Source organism: Paraburkholderia megapolitana (genome assembly GCF_007556815.1).
GTDB lineage: Bacteria > Pseudomonadota > Gammaproteobacteria > Burkholderiales > Burkholderiaceae > Paraburkholderia > Paraburkholderia megapolitana.
In genome coordinates this window covers 291,741-316,999 of record NZ_CP041745.1, presented here as the reverse complement: position 1 = coordinate 316,999, position 25,259 = coordinate 291,741, and the positions used below count along the sequence as shown (strand labels likewise).

21 protein-coding genes are annotated in these 25,259 nt (G+C 63.6%); 8 read left to right on the top strand and 13 right to left on the bottom strand.

All coding sequences use genetic code 11. The features are described 5' to 3' along the window. Nucleotides 1-114 precede the first annotated feature (114 nt). The 3 genes from FNZ07_RS14760 to FNZ07_RS14750 form a co-directional block, all read right to left on the bottom strand. On the bottom strand, nucleotides 115-639 hold the full coding sequence (locus FNZ07_RS14760) for a DUF4411 family protein (RefSeq protein WP_091009218.1): 525 nt from the start codon (nucleotides 637-639) through the stop codon (nucleotides 115-117). Beyond that, nucleotides 636-1,814, bottom strand: coding sequence for an ImmA/IrrE family metallo-endopeptidase (locus FNZ07_RS14755; protein WP_091009215.1), 1,179 nt, complete (start codon nucleotides 1,812-1,814; stop codon nucleotides 636-638). The genes FNZ07_RS14760 and FNZ07_RS14755 overlap by 4 nt, the downstream gene beginning before the upstream one ends. An 80-nt stretch (nucleotides 1,815-1,894) precedes the next feature. Next, nucleotides 1,895-2,512: a glutathione S-transferase family protein gene (locus FNZ07_RS14750; RefSeq protein ID WP_091010873.1), complete on the bottom strand. Its 618-nt coding sequence runs from the start codon at nucleotides 2,510-2,512 to the stop codon at nucleotides 1,895-1,897. A 267-nt stretch (nucleotides 2,513-2,779) separates the two neighbouring features. Between FNZ07_RS14750 and FNZ07_RS14745 the strand changes: the two genes are divergently transcribed. Further along, the gene (locus FNZ07_RS14745; protein ID WP_091009211.1) at nucleotides 2,780-6,361 is read left to right on the top strand and encodes an indolepyruvate ferredoxin oxidoreductase family protein; all 3,582 of its coding nucleotides are present in this window, start codon (nucleotides 2,780-2,782) and stop codon (nucleotides 6,359-6,361) included. A 53-nt stretch (nucleotides 6,362-6,414) separates the two neighbouring features. Here the strand turns inward: FNZ07_RS14745 and FNZ07_RS14740 are convergent, their stop codons facing one another. Together FNZ07_RS14740 and FNZ07_RS14735 are read right to left on the bottom strand one after the other, a co-directional pair. Next, nucleotides 6,415-7,122: a copper homeostasis protein CutC gene (locus FNZ07_RS14740; protein ID WP_091009208.1), complete on the bottom strand. Its 708-nt coding sequence runs from the start codon at nucleotides 7,120-7,122 to the stop codon at nucleotides 6,415-6,417. Between the two features lie 39 nt (nucleotides 7,123-7,161). Further along, nucleotides 7,162-8,439 (bottom strand): sensor domain-containing phosphodiesterase, encoded by a 1,278-nt coding sequence (locus FNZ07_RS14735; protein WP_091009205.1) that lies wholly within the window; start codon nucleotides 8,437-8,439, stop codon nucleotides 7,162-7,164. Between the two features lie 385 nt (nucleotides 8,440-8,824). Between FNZ07_RS14735 and FNZ07_RS14730 the strand changes: the two genes are divergently transcribed. Next, nucleotides 8,825-10,489 carry a Na+/H+ antiporter gene (locus FNZ07_RS14730; protein WP_091009202.1) on the top strand — a complete coding sequence of 555 codons (1,665 nt, stop codon included), beginning with the start codon at nucleotides 8,825-8,827 and terminating at the stop codon, nucleotides 10,487-10,489. A gap of 18 nt (nucleotides 10,490-10,507) precedes the next feature. On the opposite strand, the gene FNZ07_RS14725 is transcribed toward FNZ07_RS14730, so the two are convergent. After that, the gene (locus FNZ07_RS14725; protein ID WP_091009199.1) at nucleotides 10,508-11,815 is read right to left on the bottom strand and encodes a solute carrier family 23 protein; all 1,308 of its coding nucleotides are present in this window, start codon (nucleotides 11,813-11,815) and stop codon (nucleotides 10,508-10,510) included. 241 nt (nucleotides 11,816-12,056) lie between these two features. Next, the gene (locus FNZ07_RS14720) at nucleotides 12,057-12,680 is read right to left on the bottom strand and encodes a DUF2239 family protein (protein ID WP_245811400.1); all 624 of its coding nucleotides are present in this window, start codon (nucleotides 12,678-12,680) and stop codon (nucleotides 12,057-12,059) included. A 299-nt stretch (nucleotides 12,681-12,979) separates the two neighbouring features. Between FNZ07_RS14720 and FNZ07_RS14715 the strand changes: the two genes are divergently transcribed. Both FNZ07_RS14715 and FNZ07_RS14710 read left to right on the top strand, forming a co-directional pair. Further along, nucleotides 12,980-13,720: a GNAT family N-acetyltransferase gene (locus FNZ07_RS14715; protein WP_091010872.1), complete on the top strand. Its 741-nt coding sequence runs from the start codon at nucleotides 12,980-12,982 to the stop codon at nucleotides 13,718-13,720. Between the two features lie 220 nt (nucleotides 13,721-13,940). Further along, nucleotides 13,941-14,732, top strand: a complete 792-nt coding sequence (locus tag FNZ07_RS14710; protein WP_091009193.1) for an SDR family NAD(P)-dependent oxidoreductase — start codon at nucleotides 13,941-13,943, stop codon at nucleotides 14,730-14,732. Here FNZ07_RS14710 and FNZ07_RS14705 read toward each other — a convergent pair. After that, entirely contained in the window at nucleotides 14,719-15,285 is a 567-nt protein-coding gene (locus FNZ07_RS14705; RefSeq protein WP_091009190.1) for a GNAT family N-acetyltransferase, read from the bottom strand. The genes FNZ07_RS14710 and FNZ07_RS14705 overlap by 14 nt on opposite strands. Between FNZ07_RS14705 and FNZ07_RS14700 the strand changes: the two genes are divergently transcribed. Both FNZ07_RS14700 and FNZ07_RS14695 read left to right on the top strand, forming a co-directional pair. Continuing rightward, nucleotides 15,284-15,883 (top strand): hypothetical protein, encoded by a 600-nt coding sequence (locus tag FNZ07_RS14700; protein WP_143098029.1) that lies wholly within the window; start codon nucleotides 15,284-15,286, stop codon nucleotides 15,881-15,883. The genes FNZ07_RS14705 and FNZ07_RS14700 overlap by 2 nt on opposite strands. A gap of 123 nt (nucleotides 15,884-16,006) precedes the next feature. Then, the gene (locus tag FNZ07_RS14695; protein WP_091009184.1) at nucleotides 16,007-16,963 is read left to right on the top strand and encodes a fatty acid desaturase; all 957 of its coding nucleotides are present in this window, start codon (nucleotides 16,007-16,009) and stop codon (nucleotides 16,961-16,963) included. Here the strand turns inward: FNZ07_RS14695 and FNZ07_RS14690 are convergent. From FNZ07_RS14690 to FNZ07_RS14680, 3 genes are read right to left on the bottom strand one after another with little or no spacing between them, the layout of a single operon-like run. Beyond that, complete coding sequence (locus FNZ07_RS14690) at nucleotides 16,960-18,066, bottom strand: aromatic ring-hydroxylating oxygenase subunit alpha (RefSeq protein ID WP_091009181.1); 1,107 nt, start codon at nucleotides 18,064-18,066, stop codon at nucleotides 16,960-16,962. The two genes, FNZ07_RS14695 and FNZ07_RS14690, sit on opposite strands and share 4 nt — an antisense overlap. A gap of 4 nt (nucleotides 18,067-18,070) precedes the next feature. Continuing rightward, complete coding sequence (locus FNZ07_RS14685) at nucleotides 18,071-19,669, bottom strand: GH3 family domain-containing protein (RefSeq protein ID WP_091009179.1); 1,599 nt, start codon at nucleotides 19,667-19,669, stop codon at nucleotides 18,071-18,073. After that, entirely contained in the window at nucleotides 19,669-20,577 is a 909-nt protein-coding gene (locus tag FNZ07_RS14680) for a fatty acid desaturase (RefSeq protein ID WP_245811399.1), read from the bottom strand. Before FNZ07_RS14680 ends, FNZ07_RS14685 begins: the two co-directional genes overlap by 1 nt. A 227-nt stretch (nucleotides 20,578-20,804) precedes the next feature. Here FNZ07_RS14680 and FNZ07_RS14675 point away from each other — a divergent pair, with 227 nt between their 5' ends. After that, the gene (locus tag FNZ07_RS14675) at nucleotides 20,805-21,869 is read left to right on the top strand and encodes a hypothetical protein (protein WP_245811398.1); all 1,065 of its coding nucleotides are present in this window, start codon (nucleotides 20,805-20,807) and stop codon (nucleotides 21,867-21,869) included. Here the strand turns inward: FNZ07_RS14675 and FNZ07_RS14670 are convergent. Together FNZ07_RS14670 and FNZ07_RS14665 are read right to left on the bottom strand one after the other, a co-directional pair. After that, nucleotides 21,816-22,943: a hypothetical protein gene (locus tag FNZ07_RS14670; protein WP_091009173.1), complete on the bottom strand. Its 1,128-nt coding sequence runs from the start codon at nucleotides 22,941-22,943 to the stop codon at nucleotides 21,816-21,818. The two genes, FNZ07_RS14675 and FNZ07_RS14670, sit on opposite strands and share 54 nt — an antisense overlap. Continuing rightward, the gene (locus tag FNZ07_RS14665) at nucleotides 22,937-23,659 is read right to left on the bottom strand and encodes a hypothetical protein (protein ID WP_091009170.1); all 723 of its coding nucleotides are present in this window, start codon (nucleotides 23,657-23,659) and stop codon (nucleotides 22,937-22,939) included. Before FNZ07_RS14665 ends, FNZ07_RS14670 begins: the two co-directional genes overlap by 7 nt. A gap of 104 nt (nucleotides 23,660-23,763) precedes the next feature. Here FNZ07_RS14665 and FNZ07_RS14660 point away from each other — a divergent pair, with 104 nt between their 5' ends. After that, nucleotides 23,764-25,188 (top strand): fatty acid desaturase, encoded by a 1,425-nt coding sequence (locus tag FNZ07_RS14660; RefSeq protein ID WP_245811397.1) that lies wholly within the window; start codon nucleotides 23,764-23,766, stop codon nucleotides 25,186-25,188. The last annotated feature ends 71 nt before the right edge of the window (nucleotides 25,189-25,259 follow it).

Sequence of the window (25,259 nt, the reverse complement as noted above, 5' to 3'; positions counted from 1 at the left end):
TGTGTATGCCTGTTACTGCAGGTAAATGGAGCCGCTGGGCTTGCCGGGCGCAGCGTCAACCAGGTGAAGAGGAAATGGCGATTGACTAAGTTCGACGCCGAATGAACACCCGGCTTATGCCGCTGGCTTAATCCAAGCAGTTGTGAAGCCAAGCTCCCGCAGCATTGTGAAAGTGTTGCAGACTGAAACACCATTGTCGTGACACGCGTCCGGCACCCGACGATTCGCTCGCTTTTTGGCTGGCGCAGACACTTCGATCGACACCACGACTCGATTGTCGCGGTCTGCTGCGGCGTACGCTATCAGGAAGGGATCTCTCCCGACTGCTTCAAGCTCGGTTTCGTCGAGATCAGGTGCATAGCCCTTTGCCATGACAGCAGCAACGATTTCCGGGACAGCATCTTCTTCCAAAACGAGCTTCTCATAAACGTCTGCGCGATTGAGCCAACTCACCAAAGCGTCTTTTTTGACTTTGCCTCCGCCGTCGCGCACTTCCTCCAACGTCTCAATCGGCATCTTTACGTGCCCGCGCTCGGCCATGTGCAGCAGCCATTCCCAGAATACCGGCACCATCTCCATTGAGTAATAGTCGCGATTGGCAGTAATCAGTACGTTAGCGTCAAGGAGATATAGCTTCATGTAACCTCTACCAACGCCTGCACATTGGTCGGTCTAACCCCCAAGATGCGGCCCGCTTTGGTCGGCGTCACAAAGCCCTCTGCAATCGCTCTACGTGTGAACTCGACAAGCGCGTTCCCTACCCGGTGTCGTTTCACCACGTAGTAGTTCGGACCTCCTGCTGCGTCTGCTGCCTGCTCCTTCTTCCTGGCTCGTTCTGCCTCCCAGCTCCGGCGAAACTCTTCCGTAAGATCCAACCACTGCTTGCGATCTATCTGACGGCGTTTCAGCAATCGATAGACAACGAGGGCACGACTCACCTTACGTCGGCTCGCAAAGGCGCTGATGACCGAAATCACTTCCTGCCGGTCGCCGCCTAATTGCCGAAGCTCATCTAGTTCGGCCTCAGGCAGAAGAATTTCACTTGCGATGTCATTGCAGAACTGTTCGATCTTCTGCTCGAAATCCGCTCCGCTCAAACCGGTACGTCCAAGCCAGATATGCGCCAGCTCGTGGAGCAGAGTGAACGACCATGCTACTTTCGCGTCCTGATCGTTGACAACGATGAACGGCGCCACTTTTTCAGCCAACGCGAAACCTCTGAAAACATCCGTGCCAAGTGCTGTGTGATGCGTGCCCAGGTTGCCGATCAGAAGTACGAAGACGCCAAGTTTCTCGGTTAATTCGCGTATGTAGCTAAACGCTTCTTCGACGGTTTTTTTACGTCGAAACTCGTTCAGATCAAACGAGAGCCGTTTGCAGATCAACTTGGCTGCAAAGTCCACAGGTTGCGCCAATGTGATACTGCCGACGAAATTCAAGGGCTCCGCCTCTTCCACGTCTTCGAGAATCGATCTCACCAGACGTTGGCGGACGAATACATCTCGAACGAGGGCATCCAGCTTAGGGGCGCTTTCGTACCCACGGTCTCCGGGAAGCGTTCGGAAGTCTTCGCCCCGTTCGCTTTTCACTGGGGGTTGCTGGAGATAGAACGTAAGGAGCGATCGGCGATAGACCTTCGCCATCTTGAGGAGCAGCGGTCGGCTCGGCGCCTTTGTACCCTGCTCATATTCTCCGAGTACCTCAGGTCCACGTTGTCGAGCGCCACCGAGCTGCAACGCTCTGGCTGCCTCGTCGATGCCGAGGCCAGCAGCTTCTCTAGCCCATACGAGGATTTGTGGGTTGACCTGCGGCATCCTGATTGAATCCGGTACTTAGTTAGACACGCCATTATAGGCGTACAGTGCCGAACACTTTCGGCCCCGACTCCCCGCAATCACCGCGTAACTTTCAACGCCGCCAGTTCCCGCTGCTCAACCGCCACCGCCCGCGCATGACCATCGCGCGACACCGCCCGCTCGACAAAATCGCCGATCCGCCCTTTCGGTTCCAGCAGCTTCGCAGCAAACGCAATCTGCAACGTCCCGGCAAGCAACAGATCGGCAGCGGTGAAGCGTTCGCCGAGCAGCCATTCGCCCTCTTCGAGCGCACCGTCGACCGCGTGCCTCACCCGATCGAAATCACCCCAACCGAAGCTGAACGTATTGCCGGAAGCGCCGGTAATCTTCTCAGCCATCGCCGGCTCGAGACAGCCCGGCGTAAAGAACAGCCACTGCAGGAAACGACCGCGCAACGGATCGTCGAGCGTCGCGCCAAGATTGGCGGCAGGAAAGCGGTCGGCAAGGTACAACAGCACCGCACCTGATTCAGCGACGCGCACGCCATGGTCGTCGAGTGCGGGCAGCTTCGTCATCGGGTTAACGTCGCGGTAGTCGGCGGTGCCCTGCTCGCCGGCGCGGATGTTCACGTGGACCAATTCGTAGCGTGCACCGATCTCTTCGAGCATCCAGAGTGCGCGAAACGCGCGGGTCTTCGGCCAGTAATAGAGTTTCATCTGACGGCTCCCGGATGCGGAAAGGAAGCTGTCAGCGTACAGCAATGCACCGGCGGCGGGCGTGTTATCGACGGTGCCCACGCACCCGATCAGGGTGCCCGGTAGAACTCACTCAAAAAGCCGACTAAACACCGCGTGCGTCGCGCATTCAGACGGACAGCGCGGCAAGTTAGCAAAAATATTCTCCATTCGGCGCGAAAAAATAGAGTCTCTTTCGCCACGCCCGGGATCGCCCGGCGTGGCGAATGCATAACAGGAGACTCCACAATGACCGCCCGCCTGCCCGTCGACGGAACGCCCGCCCTCTCGGATTACCGTCTGTCGGACAACCTCACCGCTACGCGCGGCCGCATCTTCCTCACCGGTACTCAAGCGCTTGTGCGTCTCGCTTTGATGCAGCGCGACGCCGACCGCGCGCGTGGCCTGAGCACAGCGGGCTTTATCAGCGGCTATCGCGGCTCGCCGCTCGGTATGGTCGACCAGCAGTTGTGGAAAGCGAAGAAACTGCTCGACAGCCACGACATCCGCTTTCTTCCTGCAATCAACGAAGAACTCGGCGGCACGGCGGTGCTCGGCACACAGCGCGTCGAAGCAGACCCAGAACGCACCGTCGAAGGCGTGTTCGCGATGTGGTACGGCAAGGGACCAGGCGTCGACCGCGCCGGCGATGCACTGAAGCACGGCAACGCATACGGCTCGTCGGCACACGGCGGCGTACTCGTAGTAGCCGGCGACGACCACGGCTGCGTGTCGTCATCGATGCCGCATCAAAGCGACTTCGCGATGATGGCGTGGCACATGCCGGTCGTGAATCCGTCGAACGTCGCCGACATGCTCGAATTCGGTCTGTACGGCTGGGCGCTGTCGCGCTACTCGGGCGCGTGGGTCGGCTTCAAGGCGATTTCGGAAACCGTCGAATCGGGCTCGACCGTCGATCTCGATGCACTGCGCACCACATGGGATGTCCCGAGCGGTTTCGAGCCGCCCGCGGGCGGCCTGCACAACCGCTGGCCCGACCTGCCGAGCCTCACTATCGAAGCGCGCCTCGCCGCGAAGCTCGACGCGGTACGGCACTTTGCGCGCACCAACAGCATCGATAAATGGATCGCCCCGAGCCCGCACGCAAACGTCGGCATCGTCACGTGCGGCAAGGCGCATCTCGACCTGATGGAAACGTTGCGCCGGCTCGACGTGACGGTCGCGGACCTCGAAGCGGCAGGCGTGCGGATCTACAAGGTCGGCCTGTCGTTCCCGCTCGAAATGACGCGTATCGATGCGTTCGTCGCAGGGCTCTCCGAAGTGCTGGTGATCGAGGAGAAAGGTCCGGTCATCGAGCAGCAGATCAAGGACTATCTGTACAACCGCCAGGAGGGCGCGCGTCCGGTCGTGATCGGCAAGCACGCGCAGGACGGTACGCTGCTGCTGTCGTCGCTGGGCGAACTACGCCCGTCGCGCATCCTCCCCGTGTTCGCGAACTGGCTCGCGCGGCACAAGCCCGCGCTCGATCGCCGCGAGCGTGTGGTCGATCTCGTCGCGCCGCAAATCCTCTCGAACGCCGCCGATGCAGTGAAGCGCACTCCGTACTTCTGCTCGGGTTGTCCGCACAACACCTCGACGAAGGTGCCCGAAGGCTCGATCGCGCAAGCCGGCATCGGCTGCCACTTCATGGCGTCGTGGATGGAGCGCGACACGACGGGCCTGATCCAGATGGGCGGTGAAGGTGTCGACTGGGCCTCGCACTCGATGTTCACGAAGACGCCGCACGTGTTCCAGAACCTCGGCGACGGCACTTACTTTCACTCGGGCATTCTGGCGATCCGCCAGGCGGTCGCGGCGAAAACCAACATCACGTACAAGATTCTCTACAACGATGCGGTCGCGATGACGGGCGGACAGCCTGTGGACGGTAGCATCTCGGTGCCGCAGATCGCGCGCCAGGTCGAAGCGGAAGGCGTGTCGCGCTTCGTTGTTGTCAGCGACGAGCCGGAAAAGTACGACGGTCATCACAATCTCTTTCCGCTGGGCACGACGTTCCATCACCGGCGCGAACTCGATACGGTGCAGCGCCTGCTGCGCGACATCGGCGGTGTCACCGTGCTGATCTACGACCAGACCTGTGCCGCCGAAAAACGTCGGCGCCGGAAGAAAGGCGAGTTCCCCGATCCCGACAAGCGTCTCTTCATCAACGAAGCCGTCTGCGAAGGTTGCGGCGATTGCGGCGTGCAATCGAACTGCCTGTCGGTCGAGCCGGTCGAAACGCCGCTCGGCAGAAAGCGCCGCATCGACCAGTCGTCGTGCAACAAGGATTACTCGTGCGTGAACGGCTTCTGCCCGAGCTTCGTGACGATCGAAGGCGGCAAGCTGAAGAAAGCCGCGGGCGTCGCGTTCGACGTGGAAGCGCTGGCCAAGCGGGTCGATGCGCTCACCGTGCCGACGCCGCAACTCGACGCTGCACCGTATGACATCCTGGTAACGGGTGTCGGCGGTACCGGCGTCGTGACGGTGGGCGCATTGATCAGCATGGCCGCGCACCTCGAAGGCAAGAGCGCGTCGGTACTCGACTTCATGGGCTTTGCGCAGAAGGGCGGTTCGGTGCTGTCGTTCGTGCGCTTCGCTGCGCGCGACGAATGGCTGAACCAGGTGCGCATCGACACGCAACAGGCCGACGTATTGCTCGCCTGCGATATGGTGGTCGGCGCGGGCGCCGACGCGTTGCAAACCGTGCGTCATGGCCGCACCCGCATCGTTGTGAACACGCATGCGATTCCGAATGCGACGTTCGTGCAGAACCCCGACGCCAACCTGCACGCAGACGCGTTGTACGAAAAGATGCGCCACGCGGCCGGCGACGAACGCATGTCCGCCTGCGATGCGCAATCGCTGGCCACGCGCTTTCTCGGCGACACGATTGGCGCGAACATCCTGATGCTCGGCTTTGCGTGGCAACTCGGGCTCGTGCCGGTCTCGCTAGGCGCGTTGATGCGCGCAATCGAACTCAATAACGTGGCCGTGCCGATGAACCAGCTCGCGTTCGCAGTCGGCCGTCTCGCTGCCGCCGATCCGGCAGCGCTCGAAACGCTGTGGCAGGCGCGTCATTCGGCCAAACCGGCGGTGAATCTCGACACGCTCGACCAGTTGATCGCCGATCGCGAAACGCGTCTCGCAACCTATGGCGGCGCAGCGTACGTGAAGCGTTATCGCACGCTCGTCGATGCGGCACGCAAGGCCGAAGGCGGCGCCAACGACGACCGTATCGCACGCGCCGTCGCGACCACGTTCTATCGTCTGCTTGCTGTGAAGGACGAGTACGAGGTCGGTCGCCTGCATACGGACAAGGCGTTTCGCGAAGCACTCGAAGCGCAATTCGAAGGCGTAGCGGGTAAAGATTTCGGCGTGAAATTCAATCTCGCACCACCGGGACTTGCGCGTTCGAAGCACGGTGAAGTGCCGCGCAAATTGACGTTCGGACAGTGGATGTGGCCCGTGCTCGGCATGCTTGCAAAGTGGCGTGGACTGCGCGGCACGATGCTCGATCCGTTCGGCAAATCGCTTGAACGGCGCATGGAACGCGCGCTTGCTGGCGACTACGAAAACACCCTGCTGCGAGCCTTCGCCGTGTTGCAGCCCGATACCGCCGAAGTCGTCGCGAAGCTCGCCGATCTGCATGCACGTGTGCGCGGTTATGGCCACGTGAAGCTTGCGAATCTCGCGGGCGTGAAGCGCAGCGAGCGCGATCTGGCTGCGCAGTTGCAGATCGATGCGGTGACGTCAGCGGTGGTTCAGCAGGCGCTCGCTGAGGTGAAAGGCGCGGGTACGTTGCGTGGTATTCCGGTGGTTGTGGCGAAGTAACCGCGAAGGCGTGCGCCGTGCAACCCATGGCGCCCGCTTTCATGTGATGTTAATCAGGCTAACGCGTCGAGCAGCACCCTGACGCGCGCCACCTGCAGCGGATCGACCGGCGCAAGACCATTGCCGCCGATCCGCACGCCCGAACCGAAGTGCACCGCCGCGACACCGGTCGCGCGCACGAAACCGGCAATCGCATCCACAGTCAGCCCCGCGCCCGCAAGCACCGTGCAGTGCGATCCCGCTGATTGCTGCACGAGCAGCCGGATCGTATCGGCGGCATCCAGTACCGAAGGTTTGCCGCCCGATGTCAGCACGTTCGTCACGGCTTCGAAGCCGAGCAGCGTATCGAACGCTTCGTGAAGATCGCGCGCTTCGTCGAACGCGCGATGAAACGTAATAGCCAGATCACCGGCGACATCGATCAACCGCGCCAGCCCCTCGCAATCGATCTCACGCGCCTCGGTCAACATACCGGTCACGATGCCATGCGCGCCTGCTGCAACGATCGCGCGAACGTCGCGCGTCATCACGGCAAGATCGTGCGCATCGAAAACAAACGAACGGCTATGCGGGCGCACGATCACGTTCACCGGAATCGGCACGGCGTCGACTACCGCTTCGATCAATCCGATGCTCGGCGTGAGACCGCCTTCGCCCATCGCGGTAACGATTTCGAGCCGGTCGGCACCGGCCTGCGCGGCGAGCCGCGCGTCGGCGACGGCCGTCGCAATGACTTCGAGCAGAACAGGGGAAGCGGGCATGGTGGATCGTCGTCTTCGAAACAGAAAGACGACATGATCTCAGATGCGCTCCTCATCGAGCCAGTCGATATCGCCGCACAGCACGCAGGTCTCGCCGCCGATCCGCGTCACCACCGACAGCGTCACGCACGGCATCGCCTCGTTGATCGACAGATACGGCCGCGTCACATGCACGCGCTCGGGCGCCGCGATCGCCGCACGGAAGTACGGCCGACGCAGCCAGTTTGCGCCCTGTGCATCGGCGAGCGGCAGAAAACGCGTCTCGTGCGCGGCACGGTCCGCGCGCAGCACGACGTTGCTCCCCGACTGCCGGCCGTTCGCATCAAGCAGGAAGCAGCGTGCCGCGTGGTCGAGCGCGAGAAAATTCCAGCACACCTCGTCGAGCGCTTCGCCGGCACTCAGACGCTCGGCGGCCCGTTCGAAAGCGCGTACATACGGCGCGAGGCGCGCCGCGTTCTGCCGCTCGCGCGCTTCGGTCTGTATGCGGTGGCGATCGGTCAGCTCGCCGATGCACTGCGCGGCCTGCACGCTGTCCGCCACACCGGGATTCGGTCGGCCGAAGAAAAAGCCCTGCACGAAATCCGCGTTGCACGCGAGCGCCATCTGCGCTTCATGCTCGGTCTCGACACCTTCGATCAACACGAGCTTGCCCGCTTCGTGCAGCAGCGCAACGAGCCCAGGCAGGATCGCCGCCATGTCCGCGCGATGCGCGGCGTGCGACAGCATGACCCGGTCGAGCTTCACGATGTCGGGATTCAACTGCCAGATGCGTTCGACGTTCGAGTGTCCCGCGCCGAAATCGTCGAGTGCGATCAGGAAGCCGCGCTCGCGGAACTGCCGCACGGCATCGGCCAGACGTTCGATGTCTTCGGCCCGTTGCTCGAGCACTTCGAGCACGATACGGCGCGGCGAGATATCGAGCCGCCGCAGATTCGCGAGCAGCGCGGCCGAATGATAGGGATCCGTGAGCGCACCGGGATGCACGTTGAGAAACAGCCACTCGCGCTCGGCACCGAGCACCTTGAAGTTTTCGAGGTGCAGCGCCTGGGCGAGCCGGTCCACCTGCAGCACTTCGCCAAGACGCGCGGCCTGGCCGAACACATCGAGCGGCGACACGGGGCGATCGAGTGCATCGTGCGCGCGCAGCAATCCTTCATAACCGACTGCCCGCATATGCGACAGACTGAAGATCGGTTGAAATACGCTGGTCAGCGTGAGCTCGCCGTGGTGCACCGAGTAGCGTTCGAACCCCGAGGTCACCGAAAGCTCGAAGCCGTGCGGCCCAACGGCCGTCCTTTCCTGTTGCGCAATCGTCATGCATTCCTCTCGAGCGAGAGCAGCGCCGATGCAGTCCGCATGAAACGGGGCACGGCGTCTGTTCTCGAAATGTGCGTCATCGATACAGGTTAAGCAAGCTCCATGCGCACAGCGGACCACGCGTTGGCGAAATTTGCAATGAAGCCTGCACCGACCGTAAGGTTCGTGCGTCGCGTGAGGGCGTTCACTGCACCGCAACAGTGCGCAACGATTATTGTGGTCCGTATGCGCGTTGTTCGCTTCCGTGATCACCGGGCTGTGACGCCATGTGTGTTTTGCACCGGACCGCCGTCGCATCGGGCTACACTGCCTGCTCCATCGCCTTTCAATTTCACTGGCCGCCCGCGCGCGGCGTTCCGTTAAACGGTCGCTTCCGAATTCGCCCATGGAAATTGTCTTTACCGTTCTGATCCTGCTGCTGGCGGTCGCCGTCTCCGGCATCGCGGTCCGGCTCTTACCGTTTTCGCTGCCGCTTCCGCTGGTGCAGATCGCGATCGGCGCCGTGCTCGCGTGGCCCGTACTCGGCCTGCATGTCACGTTCGATCCCGAGATCTTCATGCTGCTGTTCATTCCGCCGCTGCTGTTCGCGGACGGCTGGCGCATCCCGAAGCGCGAATTCTTCATGCAGCGTCGCGCGATCCTGATGCTCGCGCTCGGGCTCGTGTTCATGACGGTGTTCGCGGTGGGCTACTTCATCCATGCACTGGTGCCGGAGATTTCGCTGCCGGTTGCCTTCGCGCTCGCCGCAGTGTTGTCGCCAACCGATGCAGTGGCATTGACCGGTATCGCGGGCAAGAACAAGCTTCCGGCACAACTGATGCACATCCTCGAAGGCGAAGCGCTGATGAACGACGCGTCGGGTCTCGTCGCGCTCAAGTTCGCAGTCGCGGCCGCGCTGACCGGCGTGTTCTCGTTACGCGAAGCGTCGATCAGTTTCGTGTTGATCGCCTCCGGCGGACTCGCGACGGGCATTGCCGTCACCTGGCTCTTCAGCTTCATATCGGCGCATTTTCTGAACCTGGCGGCTGAAGGCGACCCGGCGCCCGGCGTGGTCATGACACTGCTGATTCCGTTCGCCGCCTATCTGTTCGCCGAGCACTTCGAGTGTTCGGGCATTCTCGCGGCTGTCTCGGCGGGCATGATGATGAACTACACGAAGCTCGCCGAGGCCGCCGCTGTCGCGACGCGCATGCGCATGGCGAGCACGTGGACGATGATCGATTTCGTGTTCAACGGCATGGTGTTCATTCTGCTCGGGCTGCAGTTTCCGCACGTGCTCGGCCGCGCGCTGCTCGATGCGCATCACACCAGTAACGCACAGGTGTGGAAACTGCTCGGCTATGTTGCGGCGGTAGCGCTCGCGCTCTACGCGATGCGCTTCGTGTGGGTGTGGCTGTTGCGCTGGTTTGCGAGCCGCGGGGCGGCGAAACGCGGTGTCGAAAGCGCGGTGCCGGGGCTGCGCACCGTCACGGTGACGACGGTGGCCGGTGTGCGCGGGGCCGTGACGCTGGCAGGCGTTCTGTCGCTGCCGGTCGCGCTCGACGACGGCTCTGCGCTGCCGGGGCGCGACACTGCGATCTTCATCGCATCGGGCGTCATACTGCTGTCGCTGCTGGTGGCGGTGATCGCGTTGCCGCTGCTGCTGAGCGGCTGGCGGCGCGGGCGCGATCCGAATGCGGCCGAGGAGCGCCTCGCGCGTACGCGCGGCGCGCAGGCGGCCATCCGCGCGGTCGACGATCTGCATGAAACCGCTACCGCCGATCTCGACGAATCGGCGGCGGCTTACTGCACCGACGTCACCGCGCGCGTGATGGACATCTACCGGCGCCGGCTCGCCACGCTCACCGACGAAAAGGAAACGAGCGAAGCCGCGCGCACGGCCGAAGCGCTTGAGTTCCGTATGAAGCTGACCGCGATGCGCGCGGAACGCGCGACGCTGCTCGGGTTGCGCAGCACGCAGGAGATCAACGACGAAACGTTGAACAAACTGATGCGGGAAGTGGACCTCGCGGAAACGGCGCTGACGAGCCGTAACCGCGGTAAAGGCTGAACGATGTAGTGCGGTCCGTCACACGACGGAGTCCTGCGCAGGCTTACGACGCAGCAGCGCATACAGCACGATCGCGCCGAACGTCGCCGTCCCGATACCACCGAGCGCGAAGCCACCCAGCTTCAACGAGAAATCTCCCGCGCCGAGCACGAGCGTGACCGCGGCCACGATCAGGTTGCGGTTGTCGGAGAAGTCGACCTTGTTGACGACCCAGATGCGCGCACCCGTCACCGCGATCAGCCCGAACACCACGATCGACACCCCACCGAGCACCGGTCCCGGAATCGTCTGGATCACCGCGCCGAATTTCGGCGAGAAGCCGAGAATCAGCGCGATCACCGCAGCGACGACGAACACCAGCGTCGAATAGATTTTCGTCACGGCCATCACACCGATGTTTTCCGCGTAGGTCGTGACACCCGTACCGCCTGCGAAGCCGGACACGACCGTTGCAAGGCCATCGCCGATAAACGCCCGGCCGACATAGCGATCGAGATTGTGGCCGGTCATCGCGCTGACTGCCTTGATGTGTCCGAGGTTTTCGGCGACGAGGATCACGGCGACCGGGGCGAGCAGGGTCATCGCCTGTGCGTTGAACACCGGTGCCGTGAAATGCGGCATGCCGAACCAGGCGGCCTGCGCGACGATCGAGAAATCGATGGGCTTGCCGAAACCGAGGCCGTTCGTCACGACCGCGTAGATCGCGTATGCGATCAGCAGGCCGACGAGAATCAGCAGACGTTGCAGCATGCCGCGTGCAAACACCGCGACACCGCCCACGCACAGCACGGTTACGAGCGCCATCCACGATTCGAACGCGCTGCCGCTTACGCCGTGCACGGCGATCGGTGCGAGGTTCAGCCCGATCACCGCGACGATCGCCCCGGTCACGACCGGCGGCAGCAAGGTTTCAATCCACGTCGTGCCGATCGCCGACACGATCGCGCCGATGATCGCGTACACCACGCCGCACGCGATGATCCCGCCCAGCGCGAGCCCAATGTTCGCGTTCGGGCCGTGTCCCGCATAGCCGGTGATCGCAATCACGAGCCCGATGAACGCGAAGCTCGAACCGAGATAGCTCGGCACCCTGCCGCCTACCATCACGAAGAACAGCAACGTGCCGATGCCCGACATGAAGATGCACAGGTTCGGATCGAAGCCCATCAAGAGCGGGGCAAGCACCGTCGAGCCGAACATCGCGACGACGTGCTGGATGCCCATGGCGACCATCTGCGGCCAGGGCAGCCGCTCGTCGGGACCGACGATGCGGCCCGCGGCGGCATTGGGTTGTGCGCGCCAGCGCGGGAAATAGGTATTGGCCACGGCGGGAGGTCTCCTTTTTATACGCGGGATGATCCTGGGCAGCGTCGTGAAGACGGCGCTGTTCTGAATTACGCGCGAGTGTACGGAGTGAGAATGGTGCTGACAAGCTGGGGGGAATCGGGTTGATGTCCTGGGGATGTGGGGGTTTCTGGTCGGTGGTGGCGGTGGTTTGCAATGACTGCGCTGCGGTGTTTCAGTGTGTTTTCCTGTGTGCGTTTCGGCGTGCGTTTTGGTGCGCCTCTCAACGCACGTCGAACGCACCGTCCGCCAGCCGTCCCGCATGCTCCCGCACATCGGCCGGCCACACTGCAATCAGCTTGTCGAAACGTGCGCGGTCATTCGCATACAGCGCTCGCGTCGCCTCTTCGTAGCCAGGCAGATTGCCGGCCAGCGCAGTCATGAACCGGTAGGCCGATTCCTGCGCAGCGCGCCTGCGGTCCTTGTCTTCGCTCGCGAGCCGCGCGGCATCGACGAGTTTGCGCAGCGCCACCGATGCGCCGCCCGACTGCTCATTGAGCCAGTCCCAGTGACGCGGCAGCAGCGTGATCTCGCGCGCCACCACACCGAGCTTCGGCCGGCCGCGGCCGCGCGGTGTCGCGTCGGCGGGCTCCTGATCCGCGTTTGCGGACGACTCGACCTCCGGCTCCGTGCCGGCGAGTCTTGCGCGCACGTCGTCGACGGTGCCGCGCAGATCGAACTCGACGGGCTCGCTGGTCAGGTCATCGAAGACCAGGATGGGCGGCTGCTCACCCTGCTCGCCCATCTCTGCCAACCGTTTCAGCGCAACAGCCACCTCTTGCCGGCTGCCCGCCGCAACCCTTCGCACGCCTTCGAACGCCGTACACGTTGTTACCTGTCGATTCACGTACCGCTCCTTTAGCCATCGATTGCGCCGAATTATACCCGGGTATAAAAAAGATGCCATAGCAATTTGTGTCGACGACCGGCACGTGCAGCGTTGCATCGACCAGGAAGTAGCTGGTGCTGGCCCCAGCGCGCCTCCACCGATTGGCTCTAAAACCGCACTCGCGATGGCCGTATGCTGTTGACGCACGACCGCACATCCCGCTTCGCGGGCCTTCAGGCGGTCTCATGCGGCGAGCCGATGGCACGGTCTCAATGAAACCGTCCGCCGGTTCGCCGACACACCACAAGGAGCTACGCTTGAAACCGCTGCAAAACGAATACGGCCAGTCGATCGGCGCGCCTGTGCCGAACTGGCAAGGCGCACGGACGCCCGCACACGTCACGCTCACTGGGCGTTATGCGCGTCTCGAACCGGTGAACGTCGAGCGTCACGCGCGCGACCTGTACGAGGCGCACGCCAAAGCCGCTGACGGGCGTATCTGGACCTACCTCGCCGCGGGCCCGTTCGATTCGTTCGAAGCCTGGAAGGCGCACTTCACGAAGATGACCACGCTCACCGATCCGCTGCATTTCGCGGTGATCGATCTGGCGAGCGGCAAGGCGGTCGGCACGCTGGCGCTGATGCGCATCGATAGTGCGAACGGTTCGATCGAGGTCGGCCACGTCACCTACTCGCCACTGTTACAGAAGAGCCGCACCGCAACCGACGCGATGTATCTGACGATGAAGCACGTGTTCGAAGACCTCGGCAACCGCCGCTTCGAATGGAAATGCGACGCGCTGAATGCGCCGTCGCGCGTCGCCGCCGCGCGGTATGGGTTCACGTACGAGGGGTTGTTCCGGCAGGTGGTCGTCTACCGGGGGCGCAACCGCGACACGGCGTGGTTCTCGATCATCGATCGCGAGTGGCCGGCCATCCGGCAAGGCTTCGAGGATTGGCTCGCCGCCGATAATTTCACTGCCGAAGGACAGCAGGTCGCGCGGCTCGCTGATTTGATTGCGGCGCGGCGTTCTGCTGCGGACGATACGGCCGATTAACCAGCAACGGTCTGCGCAGCGAACGCTGCGCAGACCGTTTCGCCGCAAAGGGTTTCTTCTCGTACTTCCCTCTCTGTTCTCTGTCCAGCGGCGTTCTGCTGTTGCGCGCCTCACCACGCACTGCGCACCTCGTACCGTTTCGCGGCAATATCGGCATGTCCTATGATGGGCAAGCACGACATTGCGCCATCGCGCAACTCAAACACGAAAGGAGACACCAATGGACCTGCATCTACGAGGAAAAGTCGCCGTACTAACCGGCGCCAGCGTCGGCATCGGACTCGCGGTAGCCGAGAGCTTCGCAGCAGAAGGCGTGAACCTCGTGCTCGCCGCGCGCACCGCCGACCGCCTCGAAGCCGCCGCCGCACAGATCGCGACGCAGCACGGCGTGCAGACCGTCCCGGTCGCCTGCGATGTCGCGACGGTCGAAGGCGTCGACCGCCTCGTGCAGGCAACCGTAGACGCATTCGGCGGCACGGACATCCTGTTCAACAACGCAGGCACCGGCAGCAACGAAACGATCATGAATGCGCCGGACGAAAAATGGCAGGCGTACTGGGACCTGCACGTGATGGCCGCCGTACGGCTCGCGCGCGGTCTCGTCCCGTCGATGAAGCAGCGCGGCGGCGGTGCGATCCTGCACAACGCATCGATCTGCGCCGTGCAGCCGCTCGGCTACGAGCCAATCTACAACGTCACCAAAGCCGCATTGATGATGTTCTCGAAGAATCTCGCGAACGAGCTGATCGGCGACAACATCCGCGTCAACACGATCAACCCGGGCCTCGTGCTGACACCCGACTGGATCAAGACGGCGAAGCAGCTCACGAGCGATTCGGGCGGCGACTGGGAAGGTCACCTGCAGCAGGTCGCCGACCATCACGCGCCGATCCGGCGCTTCGCCACGCCAGCCGAGCTGGCGGACTTCATCGTCTTTCTGTGCTCGGAGCGCGCGAGCTATAGCGTCGGTTCGACGTACTTCGTCGACGGCGGGATGCTCAACACGGTGTGAGCGACGGGCCTTCCATGTGGATGTCTTCGGGCTCCAGCGCGAACAGCTGTGAGTCCGGCTGCTGGCTCACCACGAAGCCGAGGCGCAGATAGAAATCTATCGTGCTCACGGAAGGCGTCGCCGACACGTAGAGGCGCCGCGCGCCGACCTGTGCCGCATGCGCCTGTGCCGCGCGATACAACTGCATGCCCGCGCCGCGGCCGCGATACGCGCAGCTCACGTGCAGGAACTTCAGTTGCAGCATGTCTGCGTTCGCACCGAGCCGCCGACTATCGATGATCGTCGCGCCAATCAGCCGCTCGCCATCGAAAAGACCCGCGCACCACCCACCACGGTCGCAGCAATCGAGCAGTATCGGCGTGTAATGCTCCGCCTCGCCTTCGGGCCAGCCGTGCATGTCGTAGAACTCGGGGTAACGTTCCAGCCGCCCGTCTTTCAAACGGTACAGATGGTGGATCACCTCGCTGCGATCGATGGTCCAGACCCGCACCAGTTCCTCGCGTTGCAGTTCGCGGAGAGTGAAAGAAGGTGGTGTGAGAGAAGCACGGGTCATGAATTCAAGCGGCGTCGGATGCCGGAAAAGATGCCTTAGAAAGGCGCTGAAAAAATATGCGCAGCGTCTGCTGCGGGAGCGCAGGATAGCATTTGCGTGTGGCTACCCGTTGTACGCCAGCGTAGTACGCTACGACAATCATGGGCCGCATGTCCATCATTGCCCTCATCCGACTGTCTCCATCCCGTTCCATCAATTCGACGAGTGTATGAAAGAGGACATCACACCGAGAAATATCGTCAGCATCATCGCCTGGATTGTCATCGCCATCGTGATCGTGGTTATCTTCGCCCGTATGGGAGTCGGTCTGATCGTCTACGCCGACGACCTGGCGAGAGAACTCCTCGCGGACTATGGACTGCAGGGTTGGGCGTTGGTCGCCATACCGCTGTTGTGCTGTTTCGTCGCGGGATGGCTCGCATGGCGCTATCTTCGCGGCAGCCGCCGCTTCTTCGCACTACTCGTGTGTGCGGGCTTGATCGGCGACATCGCGTTACGCGTCGTCGCGCCCAACGTCGAAGGACTGGTTCGAGAATTCGGACAACCTGCTTGCCATACAAGCAAGGTCGACGCGTATCGAAGCAGATGCTCATTCTGAACGCGGCACCCAGACGGGTCACCGCCATTCAACCAAGCGGACAGTAACGACCTCGGCTACCATGTGCGCGTCGACCCACTACGCTCTGCGCGCCATCGCGCCGTTCCACCGCCATCGCCCGTCATGTCCACCTTCCCGACACCGGCCGAACTCAGGCTGATGCTCCCGTTCACCGCTCCGGCCAGGCCGTGGCGACTGGTCCGCTATGCGTGCGTCGACTGGCTCGTCATTGTCGCGTGCTGGATCGCGATGAGCCGCTTCGCGCATCCGCTCGTCTATGTCGCGGGCGTGCTGCTGATCGCGGGACGGCTGCAGGCGCTCGGCGTGATCCTGCATGACGCATGCCATCTGCCGTCGCGCCGCCGCACGTTCCCGCTCGTTGTCGTCGAGGCGCTGGCGGGCTGGCCGATCGGTTCGACGGTTGCCGCGATGCGCTATCACCACCTGCGCCATCACCGTGCGGTATGCACCCCTGAAGATCCCTATCTGCATCGGCTCGCCGCCCACGGCGGCTGGGTCAAACGCGCGATGATGGTACGCGGTGCGCTGCTGCCGATCTGGTGGCCGCTACGCGCGCTGATGGCGCCGCTCGCTCTGGTCTGGCCGGCCTTTCGTCCGTGGTACGCACGCGGCTTCATGCAGGACCGCTCGAAGCACGATCTGCGCCGTCATCCCGAGGTCCTTGCGTGCATCCGCGCCGACCTGCCGCACTGCGCCGCCTATCTGCTCGCGATCGCCGCAGTGCTGGTCTGGCATCTGCCGTTCTTTACGTATTACGGCTTGCCGTGGATCGTCGGCGGCATCATGAACGCGAACCGCGTGCTGATCGAACACGATCACGTCGAATCGGGCGAACGCACGCAGGAAGCGGTCTGGGCCATGACCCATACGTGGCACTACGGCTGGGCCGGCAAACTGATCCTGTTCCCGCGCAATATCGGCTTTCATCAGGTGCACCATGTGTACCCGGCGCTCGCGCTCGAACATCTGCCGGCTGTGCATCGCTTCCTGCTCGATCGGTTGCAGGCCGCGGCGCGCGACCGGGCCAACCCCGCCACATCCAGCAACCACCCCGCCTAAAGCTCGAAGCGCATCGGCTTCTCGCCGCGCTGCGCCTCCGGCAGACTCTCTCCACGCCGCACCGCGGCAAGCAGCCTCTCGATACCCACATGCACGACATCGGCGCGCACGTTGTGCACCTCGAATCCCGGCGCATTGTCGAGCCCCTCGCGATGCGCGCGCATGATCCGTACGTCCTGCTGGATCACGATGTGCGTGTACAGATGCAGCAGCGGTCGCAACGCACGCAGCACCCAGCGCGGCAGCGGAAAGCGGTACGCGATGTAGGTATAGACGCGCGACGAGCGTGCATCGATTGGCGTGATCTGGCTCACGATCAAAAAACCCGACAGGCTGCCCCATCGATAGTCGCAGCGCGTCACGTTGGGCGCGAAGAAGCGGTCGGTGTGCACGAGCGGCTCGTGATGCGGATTGGTCAGCCAGTCCATCATGCCGATCTTGTCCGAGCCGTCGTGATACGTCACCTCGACGCTCTGTGCGTTGAGCGCGACCGTGGCTTCCATTGCTTTGCCGCGGCTCGAACGGAAAATGCCGTCGTGGACGAAGACGGTATGCGGCACGTCCATGAAGTTCTGCGCGAGCATGCCGATATCGCCGTCGAACGTGTTCACCATGTAGTACGACTGCCACGGCTTCTCGCAATGGAACGGCATGCGGAAGATCGGCACGGAGTCAGCCACTGCGCTGTCGTCGCCGCGATAGACCCAGATCAGGCCATCCTGCTCGCGCACCGGCAAACGCCGCTGGCGAAACGGGTAGTCGCCGGGCGTCGCAGCGGGCTGTGCACCGTCGATAGTCGGAATGTGCACCACCTGCCCTTGCCCGTCGTAGCGCCAGCCGTGATACGGACACACGAGGCAATCGTCCGCGAGCTTGCCGGCCGACAGGCGCGTGCCGCGGTGCACGCACTGGTCGATCAGCGCAACGACTTCTCCGCTGCGCTGACGAAACAGGACAACGCCCAGCCCGAGAATTTTTACGCCGCGCGGTTTGCCGTTGCGCAGTTCGCTACCAGTACACGCGACGAACCACTGGTCGTGCAGACCATCGGCGGCGGCCTGATCGACGACGTTTGGCGTTTGGTGAGATTCGGCGGTCGACATGATGTCAGCGCTGCGTCAACGCGAGCAACGCGTCGGCGGTCACGAGGCGGTTGACGAGCGCGCGCGGTTTCACGTCGCCGGCACGGACGCCGGTCTGCTCGGCCGCCTGTTGCAGCAGGTCGGCAAGTCGCGCAGGCGAACCCGCGAGATGCCGCACGCGCACCGGTCCTAACTGTGCGAAACGGCGCGCATGCGCATAGTGGAACGAACGCGCAAGACCGCTTTCGACGGCCACACTCAACGCGTCCCGATCGCACGGTACCTCGCTCGCGACGAGCAGCACATAGTGCGGTGGGTCCGCTGCCGCGCACGGCACGAGACATGCACTGTCGCCCGCCGCGATGCATGCGGCAAGCACCGACGCGACACCGGCTTCATCGAGCTTCTCGCCGACCAGATCGCTGTGCGCACCTACCCTTCCAACGAACTCGATACGCGGCGTACGGTCCGTCATGCAGACTACTCGCACGCGATCGCCGAGCGCATAGCGGTACAGGCCGCCGCCGGTCGTGACGACGATCTGCACGATGTCGCCCGGTGCGAGTTCGTGCGTTTCGCGCACGGTTCCGTCATCGAAAATGCATTCGAAGTAATGCCCCGCGACCGCAAGCGGACACCCTTCGTCATCGCCGAACGGCACGCTCACTATGGCTTCGGTGGCGAACAGGCTTTTCGGTAACCAGCGTGCTTGCGGAAAGCGGGCCTGCAACGTAGCTGCATAGTCGCGGCTCGGTCCGTCCATCCAGCAACTCACTGCGGCCAGTCGCGGCCATAGCGCGTCGCAGGACCCCGCTTCGAGCGCATGCCGTAACGCCGCGCGGCGCGGCGCGGGCAGTGCCGCTTCGAGCCATGCGAGCGTGTCGCGATGCGTGGGATCGTCGGCATCGAACAGCGGGCGCAGCAGGCTCGTCAGGAACGTCGGGCTCCATACGCTGATGAACGCCAGGTCGGCGGCTTCGATGAGCGCAAGCAGGGTCTGCCTGCGCCACGCGGACGTGTCGTCGCTCGCATCGCTCGCGAGCCGCGGAACGATCAGCGTCGCAGCGAGCCCCGCAACGATGCTGCCGTCGAGGTACGCGAAGTCGCTCTCCGAACCGATCGGGATGCCGTTCGGCGCGCGGCCCGGTGCCTGCAGCGGCGGCGATATCGACCAGTAGGCACGGCCTTCGCCGATCTCCGGCACGCGGCGGTAGAGGTCGGCCAGCCAGATCGTCAGCGCATGCTGAAGCTCGCCGAGAAATGCAGCCGTGTAGGGAATCCGCTTCTGCTGCGCGCTATTGCCGCTCGTGCGCTCGAAGAACAGCGGCGGCTGCGCGGTGAGCACCGGCTGGGTGTCGCGCTGCGCCCGTTCGATCCACGGTTCGAGCTCCGCATAGCTGTGCACGGAGACGCGCTCGCGATACTGCGCGGCGTCGGCGATCTGCGCAAAGCCGTGCGCGCGGCCAAACGCCGTGTCGCGATTCGTGTCGAGGATCTGCGCGAGTCGTTGCCGCTGCGTCGCGGCCGGATCGTCGAGCACGCGCTGCCACGCGGCGAGCGTCGGAGCCGCCGCGTCGGCAAAAGTTCGCCACGCGTCGCGCGTGCCGCTCACGGGCGGGTTCATCAGAAGTAGGTCTTGTCGAGTTGCCGGAGATCGCCCGGCAGTCGCTGCGGCGGCACGAAAATCTGCAGCCAGCCGAACCACAAGGGGCGCGTTTCGCGTGCGTTCGACAGCATATGCAATTGTTGCCAGCGCAAATGCGGCTGCCGGTGGTGTGTGAGGTTGTAGTTGAAGTTCAGGAACGCCCAGCGCACGAGAAGCGGGGCCCGCATGTTATAGGTCCCCTCGACAACATCGAGCGGTGCGCGCATGTGATTGACCCACTGCAGCGACGACCACGAAAACGCGAATGCGACATACGCGATCGCGACGACATGCAATTGCCAGTGCAGCAGCCAGCCGCACAGCAGCCACGCGGCCACACTCGCGATCACTTCGAAACGGATGCGCTGAAAATCGCGCAGTGAAAAATCCTTGAAGGCCGCGGCGTAGGTATTGTCTTCACCGCGCTTCGCCCAGCGGTTCGCGAAGCCTGCGGGCAGTAACACGAGCACGACACTGCCGACAAATCCGCCTAACCAGATACCGCCTAGCACCGCGGCATAGTATTCGATCCGTTTGCGCACTAGCGACTCGCCCGCCGTGGCGAAATCCGCGCGCTCCGAGCGCGTGCGGTTGCGTACGTGATGCCCGAGATGGTTGATATGGATCAGCGTACCGGAGGCACCGAACATCGTGGAAGCCCACCACCGCATCATATAATTCACGGACGCGACGCGATGTGCAGAGCCATGAAACGACTCGTGCATCATCGAGAACACGCCCTGCATGATGAGGCAGAACGGAATCAGCGCCAGCCACTTCAGCGGTCCGGCGGCGGTGTTCGAGAGCCACGTCAGCATGCCGGCCCATGCGGCGCTTTGCAGCACCAGCACGAAAAGATTGGCCAGGTCGAGGCGGGCGGTTCGCATGACGCTATCCGGCTCGTTCGATGTGCGCATACAGGAGATCCAGACGGGATGTACGCGAAGGATACATCGGATGCCTCGGGTTTATCCAATCGGCAGCGACGCCCGGTCGCTTCGCGTTTGCTGAACGCTCGTGGGACTGTTTTCATGGCGTTCTTCGTCCGCGTGTCGGGACGTACTGGAACGTCTGCCCTGCCGACCACGCCTTTCTCCGAAGTTGCAATCGAACCATGACGCCGTCGCTCGCGTGGACACCGCACGGCTTCGACGACTGGCGTCGTCATTTTCCGTCGACGCCGTTTGCGCAACCGGCTGGCGAGCTCGACTGGACTGCGCGTTTTATCGCGTGCTGGGAGCGCCCTGCGCTGCGGTTGCCGCGCGACACCGTCGTCGTACTCGTCTCGGGGCTGTACTCGGAATGGCTGCCACGCTGCCACCGTGACGCAGCCCGCGCACTGCGCGGCGCGGGCTATCGGGTGTTGCGGATACCCGTGCGGTCGTCGCGCGGCGTGATGACGCAGGCGACGCACATCGGCGCAACGTTGCGCGCGCATCTGTCGGACGGGCAGCGTTTTATCGCGCTCACGCACAGCAAGGGCGGTATCGATACGCTGGCCGCGCTCGCGGCCGACCCTGCACTGTGCGAACGATGCGATGGCATCGCGTTGGTTCAGCCGCCGGTCGGGCCGGCATTGGTCGTCGATGAGATACTGGGTTGGGGGCCGGCGGAAGCGATGTCGACAACGCCAGGCACCCGGAGCCCGGCGACGCAGGCGCCAGCAACTCCGGCCAGCACGTGCCCGACGACATCCACTTCGCCAACGCCGCGCACAGAGAGACCCTGGCACGACCGCATCGGCCGCCCGTTACTACGCAGCCGCTGGCTCGCCGACGGCACACGCGATATCAGCAGCCGGCGCGACCCGCGCGTCGCCACGATGCTCGCGAACCTGCCACATGGTCTGCACAGCGTGCATGCGATCAGCTGGTCGATCGAGCGCAGTTCGCGCTTTGATACGTTTCACGCACGGCTCGACGCCCGCCGGCCCGGCTGCGCGCACGACGGCCAGTTCTACCTCGAAGATCAGGCGCTTGCGGGCCTGCCGCAGATCTGTCTGCCGCGGCTCGATCATGGTCAGCCGGTGCTCGGCGGACTCGGTTTCGACTCTGGACGCTTCTGGCTCGCGCTCGCGGATCTGCTGCATGCGAGCCGGCCCACATCGGCAGGTGAACCGTACCGTTCAAACGAGGTAGATTTCGAAGCCGGGGATGCAGGTATCCGGGCAAGCAGCTGAGTCGCGGCCGAGTGCCGGCGCAGCACCCGGACCCGACAGTGTGTACAGATCCATCGGCACACGCGTGTAGCGATAGCGCGCCACGGCCGGCCACAGCGGATCGTCGTCATACAGGCACAGTTGCATCAACGCATAGCGGCTGCGCACCTGCAGCCACGCAGCATCGAGCAACACGGCGAACACCGCCGGGTCGCGCTGCCGCGCCTGCAGATGCGTCAGATACACATCCTTCAGCACCTCCCCGGCCGCTGCGATCCGCGGACGACCGAACACCGGTGCCACCGCGTTGAACGCCACACGGATCGCCTCGATAGAACGCGGCAGACCTTCCAGCACGATCCGCTTGATACGCCCCGCGTCCCAGGGCGCAACGCAACCGAGCAGATTGTCATGGGCGTCGAGCGCCAGCAGAAACGATTCGATGCCGAAGTCCGGCCAGCTCTGCAGCCGGCGCGCGAACTCATCGGTGGAGAAGACGCAGCCGAACGGCTGACCCATCGATTCAGCGTCGAGAAAAGCACGCAGTGCATCGGCATGACGCGGCTGCGCCTGCACGACACGCACACCCGGCACGGCACGCGGTGCGCTGCGCAGCCCACGCTGGCCATACACCGACACGTTGCTGTAGCCGCGCCAGTGTTCGAATCCAAGCCGTCCCGCCCGCCGCGCGCCGAGCAGCGATTGCGTAGCGAGCCGGTTGTCGCGGATCATCGCGCAGTACGCGTATCGCACTCCGGCCTCGTGTTCGAGATCGGCAAGACGGCGGCGTACCTCGTCCGTCCAGTTGCGCGACAGATGCCGGTCCGGCATCACGCGCAGATCGCCGAGATAGGCGACCGGTTCGACACGCTTCGCCAGATAACCGTCGCGCACGACCAGACTCGCGATGCCCTTCAAGTCCCCCTGCGCATCCTCTGCAATCCATGTGCGGTGATCGTCCGCATGACAGCGATGCAGCGCGAAGTAATCGGGTGAACGATCGAAGCGCAGCGGCAGCGCGCCCTGCATCGGATGCCGTGCGTGGAAGTCGAGGATGCGCAGGTTGTCCCCGGTCTGCGCGCGCCGGATCAGCATTGCTCGGCCTGGACGCCGCTGAAGAGGCGCTGCGCCATCGGCCGCAGGTTGGCCGGTGCGAGTTCGCACAGGCAGACGAGTTCGTCGCCGCGCGCGTAGTGCGGATTGCGCGCGAGGAAATACGCCACGTCCGGCAACCGGCGATGCGCCTCCGACACTTCTGCCAGCTCTGGAGCAAGCCGGCCCTGCGGACGCTCGAACGACAGCACGCCGCTATCCGCGCCATACGCGGCGCCGAAACGCTCGCGTGCAAGGTAGTCCATCAATGCCGCGGTAGTCGCGGGCGTTTCGGCGTCGACACGCGGCGCGTAGTCGCACGCAAACGCACGCAGATACCGATACGTGCGATGCCCCTTGCAGATCAGAAACCAGTAAAGCGGCACGTCGGGAGATTGCCGGTAGAGCTCGCCGGCAAGACGTATCCACGTGAAAGCAAGTTGCTGGCTGCCCCAATGCTGCGGATCGATGATCGTATCGCCGGAAAACACAACGCGTAGCGGCTTGTCACGCCAGGTCGTGGTGTATAGCTTGAGTGTCGAGAACCCTTGAATCGAATCGTCGTCGCGCAGCACGACGCAGTGGGTTTTGTCCGCGAGGTCGCGGTCGAACAGATCGCGCTGCGCATCGCAGTACGAAGCGGCGTAGAGCATGAACATGCGGTCGATGTCATGTGTGCTCAAGGTGCTGCACTCGACGGGCGTAGCGCGAAGGCGCATGGGTGGCTTCTGCGTGGCTGAACACGTTGTTATGATACTCGACCCGTTCCGCGCATTCGCCGCCCATGCAGACACTGTCGTCCAGCTCCACAGATAGCGCGCTCATGGCGAGGCCACTGAGGTGGCTCGTCGCCTATCTGTGCGTATCGGGCGCGCTGTACTTTCTCGTCACACATGTCGCGCTCGGCACCGTGCGCCTCATCCAGCCCAGTGCGATCGATGCCGCCGTGCCGATCCTGCCCGCTACCGTCCCGCTGTATCTGAGCTACCTGCTCGTGATGCCCGTACTGGTCTGGCTCGGCCGGGCACGTCCGTGGTTGCTACCCGCGTTCTTCGCCGGTGCACTCGCAACCGGCATCTGTCTTGTGTTCCATCTGTTCTGGCCAACAGAGATCGTGCGGCCTGCCGCCGATACAGGATGGCTTGCGTGGCTGCACCGGATCGACTCGCCGCTCGCGGCGTCTCCCAGCGGGCATGTTGCGCTGCCGGTGGCGATTACGATCGTGCTCGCGGCACAGCGACAGCGGATCGCTAGCGTGTTCGCGGTGTGGAGCGTCGTGTTGATAGCGACCGTGCTGACGACCGGGCAGCATTTCCTTGTCGATACATTATGGGGCTGCGCGGTCGGCCTGCTGGCCGGCGCAGTGACCGTCATGCTGGCGCGCTCGCGCGTGAATCTGCGCTCGATGGCAATGATCCTGCTCGAATGGCTGTGCATCGTCGTCACCTTGCGATTCGCGCTTCTGCTCGGCAACGGCTGGTACGATGCGCTCGCCGTTGTCGTCATTGCGACACGCCAGCACGCGCTCTTCATCCTGTATCACGACGCCACGCACTACCACCTCACGCGACGCCGCAGCCTCAACGACTTTCTGATCAACGTGGCGATCGGCGTGCCCGGTACCGTGCCGGTCGAGTTCTACCGTCCGCTCCATCTCGCGCATCATCGGCATGTCGGCACAGCGCTCGACCCCGAGCGCCGCTTTCTCTATCAGAATCAGTTATGGCAATTCCGGCCGCTAGACACGGTGCCGCTCGTTCGGCAACTGCTTGGCGACGCGCTCTTTATCAACACGTTGCGCACGATGCGTGCTTACCGCGCAGCCGGCGGTAAGGCTCCACGACCGACCATGCCGCTCATTGCGGCGCTTCTGGTGTGGACCGCAGCGGGCGCAGTGCTCGTGTGGCTATGCCCCGTGCGTACGTTGATCATCCTGGCCGTGTTGTGGTTCGGACCGCTCTTCACGATCGGCGTACTGCTGCAAAAGCTACGCAGTTTCGCAGAGCATAGTGGTGGCCCGGGTGCGACGCCGGGTTGGCTCGACTGGACCTACTCCTGGCGGGTCAGCTGGCTCGGCCGGATCTTCGTCTGGCCGTATCACATCAACCTGCACCTTCAGCATCACCGCAACCCGGATGTCGCGTGGCATGGGTTGCCGGAGCAGATGCGCGACGACGATCTCACGCTGCCCGGGAGGCATCTTGGCGGATTGCTGTGGGCGCGCGCCGCTCGACGGAACGAAACGTAACGGCACGTGCGTGGGTTTCCTTTCCGTGACGCGACGCGACGCGCCTCAGGCTCGCCGGTCAATATGCAGGT

Coding starts and splice junctions, on each gene's coding strand:
- FNZ07_RS14735 (WP_091009205.1), bottom strand. CDS start 8,439: ATGACGATTGCGCAACAGGAAAGGACGGCCGTTGGGCCGCACGGCTTC.
- FNZ07_RS14685 (WP_091009179.1), bottom strand. CDS start 19,669: ATGAACCCGCCCGTGAGCGGCACGCGCGACGCGTGGCGAACTTTTGCC.
- FNZ07_RS14670 (WP_091009173.1), bottom strand. CDS start 22,943: ATGCTGATCCGGCGCGCGCAGACCGGGGACAACCTGCGCATCCTCGAC.
- FNZ07_RS14695 (WP_091009184.1), top strand. CDS start 16,007: ATGTCCACCTTCCCGACACCGGCCGAACTCAGGCTGATGCTCCCGTTC.
- FNZ07_RS14740 (WP_091009208.1), bottom strand. CDS start 7,122: ATGCCCGCTTCCCCTGTTCTGCTCGAAGTCATTGCGACGGCCGTCGCC.
- FNZ07_RS14760 (WP_091009218.1), bottom strand. CDS start 639: ATGAAGCTATATCTCCTTGACGCTAACGTACTGATTACTGCCAATCGC.
- FNZ07_RS14675 (WP_245811398.1), top strand. CDS start 20,805: ATGACGCCGTCGCTCGCGTGGACACCGCACGGCTTCGACGACTGGCGT.
- FNZ07_RS14690 (WP_091009181.1), bottom strand. CDS start 18,066: ATGTCGACCGCCGAATCTCACCAAACGCCAAACGTCGTCGATCAGGCC.
- FNZ07_RS14710 (WP_091009193.1), top strand. CDS start 13,941: ATGGACCTGCATCTACGAGGAAAAGTCGCCGTACTAACCGGCGCCAGC.
- FNZ07_RS14705 (WP_091009190.1), bottom strand. CDS start 15,285: ATGACCCGTGCTTCTCTCACACCACCTTCTTTCACTCTCCGCGAACTG.
- FNZ07_RS14730 (WP_091009202.1), top strand. CDS start 8,825: ATGGAAATTGTCTTTACCGTTCTGATCCTGCTGCTGGCGGTCGCCGTC.
- FNZ07_RS14750 (WP_091010873.1), bottom strand. CDS start 2,512: ATGAAACTCTATTACTGGCCGAAGACCCGCGCGTTTCGCGCACTCTGG.
- FNZ07_RS14665 (WP_091009170.1), bottom strand. CDS start 23,659: ATGCGCCTTCGCGCTACGCCCGTCGAGTGCAGCACCTTGAGCACACAT.
- FNZ07_RS14660 (WP_245811397.1), top strand. CDS start 23,764: ATGGCGAGGCCACTGAGGTGGCTCGTCGCCTATCTGTGCGTATCGGGC.
- FNZ07_RS14745 (WP_091009211.1), top strand. CDS start 2,780: ATGACCGCCCGCCTGCCCGTCGACGGAACGCCCGCCCTCTCGGATTAC.
- FNZ07_RS14755 (WP_091009215.1), bottom strand. CDS start 1,814: ATGCCGCAGGTCAACCCACAAATCCTCGTATGGGCTAGAGAAGCTGCT.
- FNZ07_RS14680 (WP_245811399.1), bottom strand. CDS start 20,577: ATGCGAACCGCCCGCCTCGACCTGGCCAATCTTTTCGTGCTGGTGCTG.
- FNZ07_RS14700 (WP_143098029.1), top strand. CDS start 15,284: ATGAATTCAAGCGGCGTCGGATGCCGGAAAAGATGCCTTAGAAAGGCG.